This is a genomic window from Anaerococcus vaginalis ATCC 51170 (genome assembly GCF_000163295.1).
Lineage (GTDB): Bacteria > Bacillota > Clostridia > Tissierellales > Peptoniphilaceae > Anaerococcus > Anaerococcus vaginalis.
Window position 1 is genome coordinate 1,023,574 of sequence record NZ_GG700527.1, and the last position, 14,081, is coordinate 1,037,654.

General features: G+C 27.8%; 14 protein-coding genes. 3 read left to right on the plus strand and 11 right to left on the minus strand.

The window, feature by feature from the left end; translation table 11 throughout:
• The first annotated feature begins 100 nt into the window (after positions 1-100).
• From HMPREF0078_RS04885 to scfB, 3 genes are all read left to right on the plus strand, one after another.
• The gene (locus HMPREF0078_RS04885; protein WP_004839020.1) at positions 101-1,441 is read left to right on the plus strand and encodes an aminotransferase class V-fold PLP-dependent enzyme; all 1,341 of its coding nucleotides are present in this window, start codon (positions 101-103) and stop codon (positions 1,439-1,441) included.
• A 53-nt stretch (positions 1,442-1,494) separates the two neighbouring features.
• The gene (gene scfA / locus HMPREF0078_RS04890; RefSeq protein WP_004817312.1) at positions 1,495-1,644 is read left to right on the plus strand and encodes a six-cysteine ranthipeptide SCIFF; all 150 of its coding nucleotides are present in this window, start codon (positions 1,495-1,497) and stop codon (positions 1,642-1,644) included.
• Positions 1,645-1,710: 66 nt separating this feature from the next.
• Positions 1,711-3,096, plus strand: a complete 1,386-nt coding sequence (gene scfB / locus HMPREF0078_RS04895; RefSeq protein WP_004839021.1) for a thioether cross-link-forming SCIFF peptide maturase — start codon at positions 1,711-1,713, stop codon at positions 3,094-3,096.
• Between the two features lie 20 nt (positions 3,097-3,116).
• Here the strand turns inward: scfB and HMPREF0078_RS04900 are convergent, their stop codons facing one another.
• From HMPREF0078_RS04900 to rho, 11 genes are all read right to left on the minus strand, one after another.
• Positions 3,117-3,749: a ComF family protein gene (locus HMPREF0078_RS04900; protein ID WP_004839022.1), complete on the minus strand. Its 633-nt coding sequence runs from the start codon at positions 3,747-3,749 to the stop codon at positions 3,117-3,119.
• Complete coding sequence (recD2, locus tag HMPREF0078_RS04905; RefSeq protein ID WP_004839023.1) at positions 3,746-5,899, minus strand: SF1B family DNA helicase RecD2; 2,154 nt, start codon at positions 5,897-5,899, stop codon at positions 3,746-3,748. The genes HMPREF0078_RS04900 and recD2 overlap by 4 nt, the downstream gene beginning before the upstream one ends.
• Positions 5,900-5,901: 2 nt before the next feature.
• Positions 5,902-7,179 (minus strand): UDP-N-acetylglucosamine 1-carboxyvinyltransferase, encoded by a 1,278-nt coding sequence (gene murA / locus HMPREF0078_RS04910; protein WP_004839024.1) that lies wholly within the window; start codon positions 7,177-7,179, stop codon positions 5,902-5,904.
• Between the two features lie 9 nt (positions 7,180-7,188).
• Entirely contained in the window at positions 7,189-7,818 is a 630-nt protein-coding gene (gene upp / locus HMPREF0078_RS04915) for a uracil phosphoribosyltransferase (RefSeq protein ID WP_004839025.1), read from the minus strand.
• A 10-nt stretch (positions 7,819-7,828) separates the two neighbouring features.
• The gene (locus HMPREF0078_RS04920) at positions 7,829-8,866 is read right to left on the minus strand and encodes an L-threonylcarbamoyladenylate synthase (protein ID WP_004839026.1); all 1,038 of its coding nucleotides are present in this window, start codon (positions 8,864-8,866) and stop codon (positions 7,829-7,831) included.
• Positions 8,838-9,842 carry a cation diffusion facilitator family transporter gene (locus HMPREF0078_RS04925; RefSeq protein WP_004839027.1) on the minus strand — a complete coding sequence of 335 codons (1,005 nt, stop codon included), beginning with the start codon at positions 9,840-9,842 and terminating at the stop codon, positions 8,838-8,840. Before HMPREF0078_RS04925 ends, HMPREF0078_RS04920 begins: the two co-directional genes overlap by 29 nt.
• Positions 9,843-10,916, minus strand: a complete 1,074-nt coding sequence (prfA, locus tag HMPREF0078_RS04930; RefSeq protein WP_004839028.1) for a peptide chain release factor 1 — start codon at positions 10,914-10,916, stop codon at positions 9,843-9,845.
• Between the two features lie 9 nt (positions 10,917-10,925).
• On the minus strand, positions 10,926-11,717 hold the full coding sequence (gene prmC / locus HMPREF0078_RS04935; protein ID WP_004839029.1) for a peptide chain release factor N(5)-glutamine methyltransferase: 792 nt from the start codon (positions 11,715-11,717) through the stop codon (positions 10,926-10,928).
• A gap of 35 nt (positions 11,718-11,752) precedes the next feature.
• The gene (gene rpmE, locus HMPREF0078_RS04940) at positions 11,753-11,959 is read right to left on the minus strand and encodes a 50S ribosomal protein L31 (RefSeq protein ID WP_004839030.1); all 207 of its coding nucleotides are present in this window, start codon (positions 11,957-11,959) and stop codon (positions 11,753-11,755) included.
• A 64-nt stretch (positions 11,960-12,023) separates the two neighbouring features.
• Complete coding sequence (locus HMPREF0078_RS04945) at positions 12,024-12,614, minus strand: TVP38/TMEM64 family protein (protein ID WP_004839031.1); 591 nt, start codon at positions 12,612-12,614, stop codon at positions 12,024-12,026.
• A gap of 58 nt (positions 12,615-12,672) precedes the next feature.
• Entirely contained in the window at positions 12,673-14,028 is a 1,356-nt protein-coding gene (gene rho, locus HMPREF0078_RS04950; protein WP_004839032.1) for a transcription termination factor Rho, read from the minus strand.
• Between the last annotated feature and the right edge of the window lie 53 nt (positions 14,029-14,081).

A 14,081-nucleotide genomic window follows, 5' to 3' on the forward strand; every position in this document is an offset into this window, starting at 1 on the left:
TATACATTATATCACAGATTATGTAAATAAAATGTCTAATTTCAAAAATTTATTTTTAAATTTTTTTAAGTATAATATTGGATAAAAGAAAGGATTAAAAATGTTAAATGAAAAATTAGATGATTATTTAAAAGAAGATTATTATCCATTTGCTATGCCTGGACACAAAAGAAATAAAAATTTGTTAAATAAAAAAATTTCTTACGATAGAGATATAACGGAAATTAGAAATTTTGATAATTTGAATAATCCCCAAGGGCTCTTCAAAAAAATGGAAAATGAACTTGCTCATATCTATAAAGCTAATGATTTTATAATTTCAACTAACGGTTCAACCTGTGGAATTCTTGCATCATTAAGAGCTTTAACCCAAAAAAATAAAAATATTCTAGTCCAAAGAAATTCTCACAAATCTGTTTTTAATGCAATTGAGCTTTTTGATTTAAATGCAGATTTTTTAAAGGTAAAAATTGATGAAAATGATATGGCTTATGACATTGATTATGAGGATTTGAATGAAAAAATCGAAAAAAATTCTTATTCTTTGATTTTTCTTACTTCTCCTTCTTATGAGGGTTTTATGGTTGATTTAAAAAAGATTAAAGAAATAATAAAGGATAAAAATATTTTATTGCTTGTTGATATGGCGCATGGTTCTCATACAATCTTATCCGATTATGAAAATAATTTTTCCTACGACCTAGCTATTACATCTTTTCACAAAAATTTATCAGCTTTAACTCCAGCTAGTGGCATTATTGTAAAAAATAAAAATATTGATATTAAAAATTTAAGACGAAATATGGCAATATTTCAAACATCTTCCCCATCTTATTTAGTAAGTGGCTCAATTGATGATATGATTTCTAATTTTTCAAATTTTTATGGTCTGTGGGATAACTTATTGGAAAATTTAGCTAATTTGTATAAAACTGATTTGAAAAATTTAAAATTTATCAATTATTCTTCTAAAGATATTTCAAAAATTATTATTTCTTGCAAAAATACAAATATTAACGGAAATGAGCTTTCTGATTTATTATATAAAGAAAAAATTGAAATTGAAATGGCAAGCCCAACTTATGTGATTTTGATTGCAAGTATTTTTGATAGGAAAGATGGATTTTTGAGACTAAAAAATGCCCTAGTTAAAATTGACAAGAATTTAAAATATAAAAAATCAAATTTTTCATTTGAATTTATTGAATGTGAAAAAAAACTTTCAATTAAAGAAGCTTTTTGCAAATATATTTCTTTGATTGATTTAGATAAATCTCAAGGAAAAATTTCTGCATCATATATTTATGCCTATCCACCAGGAATCCCCCTTCTTATTCCTGGAGAAATTATTAATAAAAAAATTATTGACCAAATTAAATATCTTCAAAATATGGGAATTGATTTATCCTTGGAAAATTCTCACATTCCTATTATCAATTGACAAAAATTATCCATTTTGTTATTATGAATCTATAGGAAAAAGGAGATACATATATGAAAAGAATTATTACTTTAAATACAAGAAATCTTCACAAAAGCAAAAAAGATGGTGGCTGTGGCGAATGTCAAACATCTTGCCAATCAGCTTGCAAAACTTCTTGTGGAGTTGCTAACCAAGAATGTGTTAACACAAAAAATAAATAAGGGCAAGCCCCTTATTTTTTTATTGGATTAAATCCCAAGTATTTTACTATAAATTAAGGAGAAAAAATGATACACCAATATAAAGCAAAGGGTTATAATATTGTTTTGGATGTTTATTCCGGATCAGTTCATCTAGTTGATGAAATTTCTTACGATATTATAAGCCTATTAAATAAAAATAAAGAAAAATCTTACATAGAAAAAGAAATTAAAAATTTACATAATATAAATCAAGATCAATTTGACGAAGCTTATGAAGAAGTAAAAAGTTTAGTTAGCGAAAAAGTTTTATTTTCAGATGATGATTTTAAGGATTTAACCATTGATTTAGATAAAAGAAAAACTTATCTAAAGGCAATGTGCTTAAATGTAAGTCATACTTGTAATCTTTCTTGTGAGTATTGTTTTGCAAAAGAAGGACGATACCATGGTCCTGAAGCAATTATGACAGATGAAGTTGCAAAAAGATCAATTGATTTTCTTTTGGAAAATTCAGGATCTCATTTTAATTTGGATATTGATTTTTTTGGTGGAGAACCACTTTTAAATTGGGATTTGGTAAAAAATACCGTCAATTATGCAAGAAGCAAGGAAAAAGAATTTAATAAACATTTTAATTTCACTTTAACCACAAATGGTATGCTTTTAGATGATGAAAAAATCGAATATCTAAATAAAAATATGAAAAATGTCGTTCTTTCTCTTGATGGAAGAAAAGAAAAACATGATGAATTTAGGAAAACTCATGATGGAAAAGGCTCATTTGATAAAATTGTTCCAAAATTTCAAAAATTAGTAAAAAATCGTGGCGACAAAGAATATTATATGAGAGGAACTTTTACAGCGAACAATTTAGATTTTACAGAAGATATAAAAACATATTTAGATTTAGGCTTTAAAAGAACATCACTTGAGCCAGTTGTTGGAAATAATGAAGAGGATTACGCCCTAAAAGAAGAGCATCTTCCAAGAATTTTTGAAGAATATGAAAAACTTGCAGATATGTTAATAGAAGCAATCGACAAAGACGACAAATTTATTTTTTACCATTATATGATTGATTTAAACAATGGGCCTTGCGTTTACAAAAGAATTTCAGGTTGCGGCTCAGGATCAGAATATATGGCAGTAACCCCAACAGGAGATTTATATCCATGCCATCAATTTGTTGGAAATGATGATTTCAAAATAGGAAATGTTTTTGAAGGAATTAAAAAACCAGAAATAATTAAGAATTTCAAAAAAAATAATTTATATAGCCAAGAAAAATGCAAAGACTGCTGGGCACAAATGTATTGTTCAGGAGGCTGTGCAGCAAATAATTATAATGCAGGTGGCGATATAAATAAAATTTACGATTACGGATGTAAAGTTTTCAAAAAAAGAATAGAAATGGCGCTTGCCGTAAAAATACACGAATTTTTAAAAGAAAGTGAAAAAGAAAATGCATAAAAATAAGGTGCCCCCGCACCTTATTTTTTTACCTTATGACTTGATGCAAGGGCAAGAATTTCTATATTTTTTGGATTTGCCTTTTCAATTGTTCTTATAATTTCTTTCATAGTATTGGAACTTGTAATAATATCATCAAAAATCAAAACTTTTTTCCCAGTCAAATCTCCGTCAAATTCAAAAGAATTTTTTAAATTTTTTGCCCTTTCTTCTCTTGACAGTTTATGTTGAGCCTTTGTGTTTTTTATTTTTTTTAAATTTTCTAAATATTTCATATAAGTTTCATCTATAAAATAATCACAAATAAGTTTTATGTGGTCAAATCCCCTATTAATTAAAACAGATTTTGATGAAGGCGTCGTAAGAATATAATCAAAATCATCCATAGATTTTTCCTTAATATAATCATATATCATTTGACCAAAAATTTTATAAAGGGAAGTATTTCTATTAAACTTAAAATCTCCAATCAAATGTGCCATAAAAGGATTATAAAAATACAAAACTCTAGCCTTATAATTTAAAATTTCAAATTCATTGTCAACATAATCAAGCTTTGAAAGACAAGTTTTGCACAAAGAAAATTTTTCTTTTTCTTCATCTTTGCAAAAAAGACACAAATTATCATCCAAAAACAAAAAATCTCCAATCATTTTAACGTCTCTGATAATTCTTTTATCCAAAAACTTAAATTTGTAAGTCTTTTTGATTCGTTATTATTTCTAACCATTTGTTTTAAAATTTTCTTTTCTCCAAGTAAAATCACTAATTTTTTTGCTCTTGTTATGGCAGTATACAATAAATTTCTGTTTAAAAGCATAAAAGATGCTGGCATCATTGGAATTAATATGCAATCAAATTCAGAACCTTGAGATTTGTGAATTGTAATTGCATAAGATAAGTCCAAATCTTTAACATCTTCTTTTTTATAAGAAACAATATTTCCATCATAAAACTCTACTTTTAAACTTTCCATATTTTTATCAATATCAATAATTCTACCAATATCTCCATTATAAACGCCATCATCAAAATCATCCGGATTTAAGCTTTCAAGTTCATAATTATTTCTAACTTGCATAACCTTATCACCTAATTTGAAAATTCTATTGTTAATTTTAATTAAATTAGGATTTTTATTTAATTCTTTTTGGCAAAGATCATTTATATTAACAATTCCCCACAAAGATTTTTTGCTAGGCGCAAGTATTTGAATGTCGTTAATAGGATCAAGCTTATAGTAGTTAGGAAGTCTATTTTTTACCAAATCCAACAAATCGTTTTGAAAATTTTTTGAATTTGAATTAATAAAGAAAAAATCCTTATTTTTTTGATTTAAAATTGGATATAGACCATCATTTATTCTGTGAGCATTTACAACAATATTGCTCTCTTTGGCCTGCCTAAATATTTTTTTAAGTTTTACTGCTTTTATATCCGTATCCAAAATATCTTTCAAAACATTTCCTGCTCCAACACTTGGAAGTTGATTGTGATCTCCAACCAAAATTAAAGCGGTTTTTGATGAAAGAGCTTTCAATAATTTATCCATTAATTTAATATCAATCATACTTGCCTCATCAAGGATTACATAATCGCAATCAAGAGTATTTTCCTCATTAAATTCTGGAATCGGGCTTTCTGGTTTTATTCCTATTAGCCTATGAATTGTAAAAGCTACATTTTCTGTAGACTCTTGCATTCTTTTTGCAGCTCGTCCTGTAGGTGCTGCAAGATTAAATTTCAAATTATTTTCATTTAAAATATTACAAATAGCCTTTATTATTGTAGTTTTTCCAGTTCCAGGACCTCCAGTAATTACTAAAAGCATATTATTAAAAGCTTCTTTTATAGCAATTTCTTGTTCTTTTGAAAAAGCATCAAAGTCTTCATTTATTTTTACATCAAAAATATATTTTTCATTTTGAAGCCTAGAAAGATTTATTGCACATGATTTTTCTGCCTTATAAATATCTTTATCATATACAAATTCATCTTCTCCAATTTTTATAATTTGAATTTTTGATTTTAAAAGATCTTCATTTATCTGTTCATTTATTTTATTTTTATCAACCTTAATCAAATCAAAAGTTTTATTCAATAAATCTTCTTTTTTTAAAGCACAAGACCCACTCATTTCTGCATCATTTTTTAAAATATAAGAAATGGCCGCTGAAATTCTAAATTTAGAATCATTTTTCATTTGCATATTCATAGCAATATTATCAGCCATTACAAAACCAATTCCTGAAATATCTTCAGATAATTTATAAGGATTTGTCTTCACAATAGAAATCGTATTATCTCCATAAGCTTTGTAAATTTTATTTGATAAGTTAAAAGAAATATTTAAACCTTGAAGATATAACAAAGCCTCCCTACTATCTCTAGCATCAATAGTAGATTCTTTTATTTTTTCAAGTTTTTTCTTGCCAATTCCTTGAATAGATAAAAGTTTTTCAGTTTCATTAAAAACAACATCAATAGAATCATCTTTAAATTTTTCATAAATTAATTCAGCAGTTTTTTTGCCAATTGACTCAATATTTCCACTAGAAAGATAAGAAATAATTGCTTTCTTGCCTGAAGGTTTTTTTATCTTAGCACTTTCAACATTTATTTGCTCTCCATATTTGTCATGATAAATTAATTCGCCTTCAACAACAACTTGATCATTTTCATTAAAAAAAGGCATAATTCCAGTACAAGTTATAGGCGAGTCAGAAGTTTCTAAGGATAAAACCGTGTATCCATTTTCTTCATTTCTATAAATTATACTTTTAATTATGCCTTCAAATTTCATTATTAATTTACCTGTTTTCTTTCAATAAGAGCACCAAGTTTTGTAAACTTTTCAATCAAATCACTATATCCTCTATCAATATGATAAATATCAGATATTTTTGTCTCTCCATCAGCTACAAGTCCAGCAAGGATAAGAGCAGCTCCTGCTCTTAGATCTGTAGCTTTTACTTCTGCTCCATGAAGTTTATCAACTCCAACAATTACTGCCCTATTTCCTTCAGTAATTATTGCAGATCCCATTTTTTTAAGCTCATCAACGTGCATAAATCTGTTTTCAAAAACAGTTTCTACAACTGAAGATTCGCCATTGCATACTGTCATTAATGCCATAAATTGAGATTGAACATCTGTAGGAAATCCAGGATATGGTAAAGTTTTAATACTTGTAGCTTTTAATTTTTTACAAGCTTTTACTCTAATCATATCATCATCTTCAATTTCTTCTACCTTAGCACCAATTTCGATTAATTTTGCTATAACTGGTCTTATGTGAGAGCCCAAAACATTTTTAATTAAAATATCTCCGCCAGTAATTGCAGCAGCTAACATATAAGTTGCGGCTTCTATTCTATCTGGAACAATTGTATGTCTTGTTCCTTTTAATTTTTCTACACCCTTAATAATTATATTTGATGTACCTGCTCCAATTATATTTGCTCCCATTTTTGATAAAAACGATGCAAGATCTACAATTTCTGGTTCTTTTGCTGCATTTTCAATTACAGTTTCTCCTTCTGCCATGGTAGCTGCCATCATAATATTTTCTGTTGCACCTACTGAAGGAAAATCCAGATAAATTACATTTCCTGTTAAACCATTTTTTGTTTTTGATGATATTTCTTCGTGATTCATTGTAGTTTGAGCACCTAAAGCTTCAAAACCTTTCAAATGCAAATCAATTGGTCTTTTTCCAATATTACATCCACCAGGAGCTTTTGTTACTGCGTGTCCAAATTTTGCAAGCAATGGACCCATAACTATAAAAGATGCTCTCATTTTATCCATCAATTCAAATGGTGTTTCAAATTTATCTACATTTGAAGAATCAATTCTAAGACTTGTATCTGTAATATATTCAACCTTAGCATTTAAACTTCTTAGTATTTCCACCATAACTTCTATATCTTTTAATTTTGGCACTTCATCTAAAATAACTTCTTCGCTTGCCAAAAGACTTGCAGCAAGAATTGGAAGAGCAGAATTTTTTGCTCCAGAAATATAAACTTCTCCCTTTAATGGTCCATTTTTTCTTACTACTAATATTTCTTCTTTACTCATAGTATCCCCTTATTTAGTACCAAACAACCTATCTCCAGCATCTCCAAGTCCTGGTACTATATAACAATCATCATTTAATTTTTCATCCAATTGAGCAATATAAATATCTACATCTGGATGTTCTTCTTGAACTTTTTTAATTCCTTCAGGTGCTGCAATTATATTTAATAATTTTAAAGAAGTGCATCCTTTTTCTTTTAATCTTTGGATGGCATCACAAGCTGAACCACCAGTTGCAAGCATAGGATCAATTACTAGCATATCTCTTTTGTTAGAGTCTTTAGGAATTTTCAAATAATATTCTATAGGTTTCATTGTTTTTTCATCCCTATACATTCCTATATGACCAACTCTTGCTGCTGGGAAAACTTCAATTAATCCATCAACCATACCAAGACCTGCTCTAAGGATTGGAATAATTCCAAGTTTTTTTCCAGAAAGTCTATAACCTGTTGTTTTACAAATTGGTGTTTCTATATCATATTCTTCTAAAGTAAAATCCTTACTTGCTTCATAAGCTAAAAGAATTGTTATCTCTTTTATAATTGATCTAAATTCATTAGAACCTGTATTCTTATCTCTTAAAATTGAAATTTTATGTTTGATCACTGGGTGATCCAAAATTGTTACTTTGCCCATTATTTCTCCTTTACAAATTAAAAATATTTCCAGATGCGGATTTTTTCATCCTATTCATTATACTCTTTCCAAGCCCAATGTCTTTAACTCCCTCAGCAAGAATTATATCTACATTTTTTCTATCCAAATCTCTTAAAGCTTCAAAAAGAACATGGCTCATTTCTATTAAATTATCTTTATTTCCTAAAGAAAGTGTAGTAAATGATGAAAATTTTTCAGTATCCTTATCAAAAACTAAAATCCCTACTTTTTTTCCTTCATTTTTATATTTTAACGCTAAATCTTTTATTTTTTCTACACTTTTATCTCCAACAAAAACTTTCATTTCTGCTTTTGGCGCATAATGTTTGTATTTTTGACCAGGAGATCTTGGAACTTTTGAATCGTCAACCAATGAATCATCCAAACATACATTTGGAATAAATTTTTTTATGTATTCATAAGTGTAATATCCTGGTCTTAATATACAAGGATTTTCCAAACTCATATCAATTACAGTTGATTCAATTCCAATATCTGAACTTCCTCCATCAATTATCAGAGGAATTCTTCCGTTCATGTCATAATAAACATCTTTTGCATTTGTTGGGGAAGGTCTGCCAGAAATATTTGCTGAAGGTGCTGCAATAGGTGTATTACAATATTTTATAAACTCTCTTGCAAGTTTATCTTTTGGTCTTCTAACAGCAACTGTATCTCCTCCACCTGTAATTATATCAGGAATTATTGAGCTTTTTTTAAGGATTACAGTAAGAGGACCTGGCCACAAATTTTTAATTAAAAATTTTGTCCTATCATCAACCTTTTCAACCAATTCATCAAGCTTATAATCTTCATCTATATGAAGAATCAATGGATTATCTTCTGGTCTATTTTTTGCCTTAAAAATTTTTTTAGCTGCTTTTGGATTTAATCCATCTGCTCCCAAACCATATACTGTTTCTGTGGGAAAAGCAACTAATTCTCCTTTTTTGATTATTTCAGCTGCATGGTTTAGGATATTTTCATCTATATTTTCTCTATCTATTTTCAATATCTCTGTTTGCATTTTTTACTGACTTTCTTAATTTCTCAATTATTTTTTTGTTTTCTTCATTTTCTATTAAGCAATAAGTTGGATCCATGTGTATGGTTATAGAAATATTTAACTCATTTAAAAGTCTAAGTTCAATATTTGTAACTGCTTGATGCATTATTCCTACACTTATATTTGATGGAACTTCTACATCGCAACTTCCTACAAGCTTTCCTCTGCCATATTCATGAATTTTTAAATCGTGATAGCCATGGACAAAGTCACCAGAAAGAATTATTTCTTCAATTTTTTTATGAAGGTCTTTACTGATTCCTTTTCCCAATAACTTATCTATTGTATCTATAAACAAATCTAAACCTGGTTTAAAAACAATAATGGATAAAATTATACCCAAAAGTGCATCGAGGTTAAAACTTATATATTTTTGTATAATTACAGCAAAAATAATAGAAATTGTTGACAATATGTCATTTCTTGCATCTATCATTACTGCGTAATTTAATTTAGAATCTAGTTTTTTGTCTAAGTTTTTATTTAAAAAATAAATGTAAAATTTAAATCCTAAAGAAATAACAAGGATTATTATGCTAAGCTTAGAAAGTTTTGGTAAATTTCCTTCATAAAAGCTTTCTACAGAACTTGTAAATAGCAAAAATCCTACAAACATAATAAGAATTGAAACCAAAAAACTTGCTATGTATTCACTCCTACCATGTCCGTAAGGATGGTTTGTATCTGCAGGTTTGCTACTTGCTTTTGCCCCAACCAAAGTAATTAAACTCGTAAGGGCATCGCTCATATTATTGAAAGCATCTCCCATTACTGCTGAAGAAGATGCAATTATTCCTATACTTATTTTTATTAAAAACAAAAATATATTAATTAATATTCCAACTAAACCAGATAAAGAAATTAATTTTAATCTTACACTTTGTTTTTCAGTTGATTTATAATCTTTTACAAATCTTTTTGCAAGAATTTCAAACAATTAGTCTTCTCCCATTGTCTTTAATTTTCTAGTTTGGTCTTCTGTTATCAAAGATTCTATCATCTCTTCAATATTTCCATCTAAAAAATCATCTAATTGATAAATAGTTTTGTTTATCCTGTGATCTGTTATTCTTCCTTGTGGGTAATTGTAAGTTCTAATTCTTTCAGACCTATCTCCTGTTCCTACTTGAGATTTTCTGTTATCTGAAATTTCTTTTTGCCTTTTTTGCTCTTCTATTTCATATAGTCTTGCTCTTAAAACTCTCATTGCCTTATCTTTATTTTTAATTTGAGATTTTTCATCTTGGCAAGTTACTACAAGTCCTGTTGGAATGTGGGTTAGTCTTACAGCAGAATCTGTTGTATTTACACTTTGTCCACCGTTTCCACTTGACCTATAAACATCTGTTCTTATATCATTTGGATCGATTTTTATATCAACCTCATCAGCTTCTGGCAAAACAGCAACTGTCGCTGTTGAAGTGTGGATTCTTCCACCTGATTCTGTTTCTGGAACTCTTTGTACTCTGTGAACTCCAGATTCATATTTTAATTTTGAATAAGCACCTTCTCCTCTTACGATAAAAGTTGCTTCTTTCATTCCGCCGATTCCTTGACTTGATACATCAATATCTTCTGTTTTATATTTTTGTTTATCGGCATACATATGATACATTCTGTAAAGATTTCCAGCAAAAAGTCCAGCTTCTTCTCCACCAGCTCCTGCTCTAATTTCTACAATTACATCCTTGTGATCGTTAGGGTCAGTTGGTATAAGTAAAACTTTTAAATCTTCATTATATTTTTCAAGATTTTTTTTATTTTCATCAATTTCAGATTTCAAAAGATCAATCATTTCCTTATCATCAGCTTCTTTTAAAAGCTCAGTATTTTCATTAATCATATCTTCTGCAGATCTTATTTGATTGTATTTTTCAACAATTGGTTTTAATTGATTATATTCTCTTGAAACTTTTTTAAACCTTTCAGTATCAGATAAAACTTCAGGATCAGCAAGTTTTTTTTCTAATTCTTTGAAATTTTCTCTCATATGTTCTAGATTTTCTAACATATATCCTCCTTAGATACAAGCTTTAATTATCCTATCAAAATCATTAAAATCCTTGTAGGATTTTATTTGTTTATATCCATATTCTTCTAATAAATTACTTATATAATCTTTTTGATCATAACCTATCTCTAGATATATTTTACCATTTTTATTTAGAAAGTTTTTTGCATTTTTTATTATTTTCTTATAAAAATATAAACCATCTTCTCCACCATAAAGAGCATTTTGGGGTTCATAATATAATTTATTATCAAGTTTTTCAAAATCTTCCTTATTTATATAAGGTGGATTTGAGACTATTATATCGAATTTTTCTTCAATATTTGAAAAAATATCACTTTCTTTAAATTCTACGTTATTAATATTTAACTTAATCTTATTTTCATTTGCAAGGTCTATGGCATTTTTTGATATATCTACTCCAATAATTTTAGAATCTTTTAGATTTTTTGAAAGAGCAAGAGAAATCGCTCCGCTTCCTGTGCCTATATCAAGAATTTTTTTATTATTTGAATTATCATTAATTATAAGATCTACCAAAATTTCTGTTTCATACCTTGGTATTAAAGCTCTTTTATCTACTAATAAATCTAAACCATAAAAATTCCACTTGCCAATTGCATATTGGAGTGGATAACCTTCATTTATTTTATCATTAATTATTTTTAATTCATTTTCTATTTTTTCATCTAAAGCTTCTTCTTTATTAAGAAACAATAAATTTTTGTTTGTATTTAATAAATATGTAAGAGCAATAATCAAATCATTATTGTTTTTTTCTAAAATATCTTTAATTTTCATAAATACATATAAAAAATAAGGTTAGAAACCTAACCTTATTTATTTCTTCCATATTTTTTATTGAATTTTTCTACATTACCACCACGGTCAGAAAATCTTTGTTTTCCTGTATAAAATGGATGGCATTGTGAACATACTTCAACTTTGATTTCTTCTTCTGTTGAACCAACAGTGAATTCATTACCACATGATGTGCAAGTAACTTTTGCTTGGTGGTATTCTGGATGTAGTTCTTTTTTCATATAAACACCTCTTCTTGTCTCTTTCAATAAGCAATAATGATTATACCATAGGAATATTTATCTTTCAAGCAAAACTTTTAAATATTGTTTTAATTCCTAAAACAAGTCCCATCGAATAAATAAATATTGAAGGAGGCTTACAAAAAATAATTATTTTTACAAAAGTTATCAATTTCATATCAGTAAGTCCTGAAAAATAACACAAAAAATCATCAGGAGCTACTGGAAGTAAAATAGCCCAAGCAAAAAATTTATCATATTTTTCGTGATTTAACCACTTATCATATTTTTTAAAATTTTCTTCGCCAAAAATTGCAAGCACAACTTCTTTTCCAAAAAATCTAGAAATTAAAAATACTATAATAGAACCAAGGCAAATGGAAATATAATTGTAAACAAAGCCCCACAAAGGTCCAAACATAACAACTCCAAAAGCTGTAGTAATTCCACCTGGTATAACTGGAATTATGATTTGGATTATTTGTAAAATCATAAAAATTAGTGGAGCCCAAATCCCATATTGTTGCAAAAATTTTTGAAGACTTGCAACTGATGTAAATATTCCTAACTTATAACCCTTGTAGCCTAAGTAAATAGAAATTAAAATTATAAGAATACTTGTAATATTTATTATAGTTTTTGCTTTAACTTTCATAAAAATTCCTAACTCAATTTATTACATCTTCATTATAACTTATATAATAAATTTATGGCTAATTTTTGTAAGTTTTATTTATAAGTTCTACAAATTCATCATTTGATTTGCATTTTGCCATTAAATTAATTAATTCATTTGTGAAATCCATCTTATCTTTCATATCAGAATTTCTAAGTTTATAAACCGCCTCAAGCTCTTTGTTACTCAATAATAAATTATCTTTTCTTGTTGATGATTTTTCTATATCAATGGCTGGGAAAATTCTTCTTTGCGCAAGTTTTCTATCAAGATGCAATTCCATATTACCAGTTCCCTTAAATTCTTCATACACCATATCATCCATTCTTGATCCTGTATCGACAAGAGCTGTTGCAATAATTGTAAGAGATCCACCATTTTCTATATTTCTTGCAGCTCCAAAAAATTTCTTTGGACCAATTAAAGCCAAAGGATCAAGTCCACCAGAAAGAGTTCTTCCTGATTGTGGTGTCATAATATTATAAGCCCTTGCAAGCCTTGTAATTGAATCTAATAAAATTACAACGTCTTTATTATCTTCTACAAGTCTTTTTGCTCTTTCAAGAACCATCTCTTGCATATAAATATGATTTTGAGGAGCCTTATCAAAAGTTGATGCTGCAACTTCTGTTCTTGTAAGCTCATTATCCTTATCTCTGTATTGATTTACAAATCTTTTAAAATCTGTAACTTCTTCTGGTCTTTCATCAATCAATAAAACCAAAATCTTTAAATCATCAAAGTTTTTTTCAAGAGCATATTCAATATCCTTAATCAAAGTAGTCTTACCAGCTTTTGGTTGAGATACAATAAGACCTCTTTGTCCTCTTCCTATAGGCGCAATAATATCTATTATTCTTTGAGAAATTTTATCTTTGCTTGTTTCAAGTTTTAATTTTTGATTTGGGTAAATTGGTGTGAGTGATTCAAAATTTGACCTATTAAAAGCATCTGCTGCCTTTAAGCCATTTACATCTGATACGAAAATTAAGGGAGAAAATTTATCTTTATCTTTTTTTACTCTGGCAATTCCTTTAATAAAATCACCTGTTTTTAATCTAAACATTTTAACTTGTTTAGGAGAAACATATATATCATCATTGCTAGATTCATAAAGCTCAGTTCTTAAAAATCCAAAACCATCTTCGTGAAGATCTAAGAGTCCTTCGCAATTAAATTTTTCTCCAAGATCAAAATTTTCATTTGAATCATCTAAATCATTGCTAGAACTTTCATTATTTTCGAAATTTTTACTATTGCTATATGCCTCTTTAATTATTTCTACAAGCTCATTTTTTCTGTAAGATGAAAGAGATTTAATCGAAAGATTTTTTCCAATTTCTCTTAATTCATCTAACTTTAGCTTATCTAAATCATTTATATTTATATCCATATTATTCCTTTACAAATAAAAATATACGGAGCCAAAAGGCTCCGATTTTATTT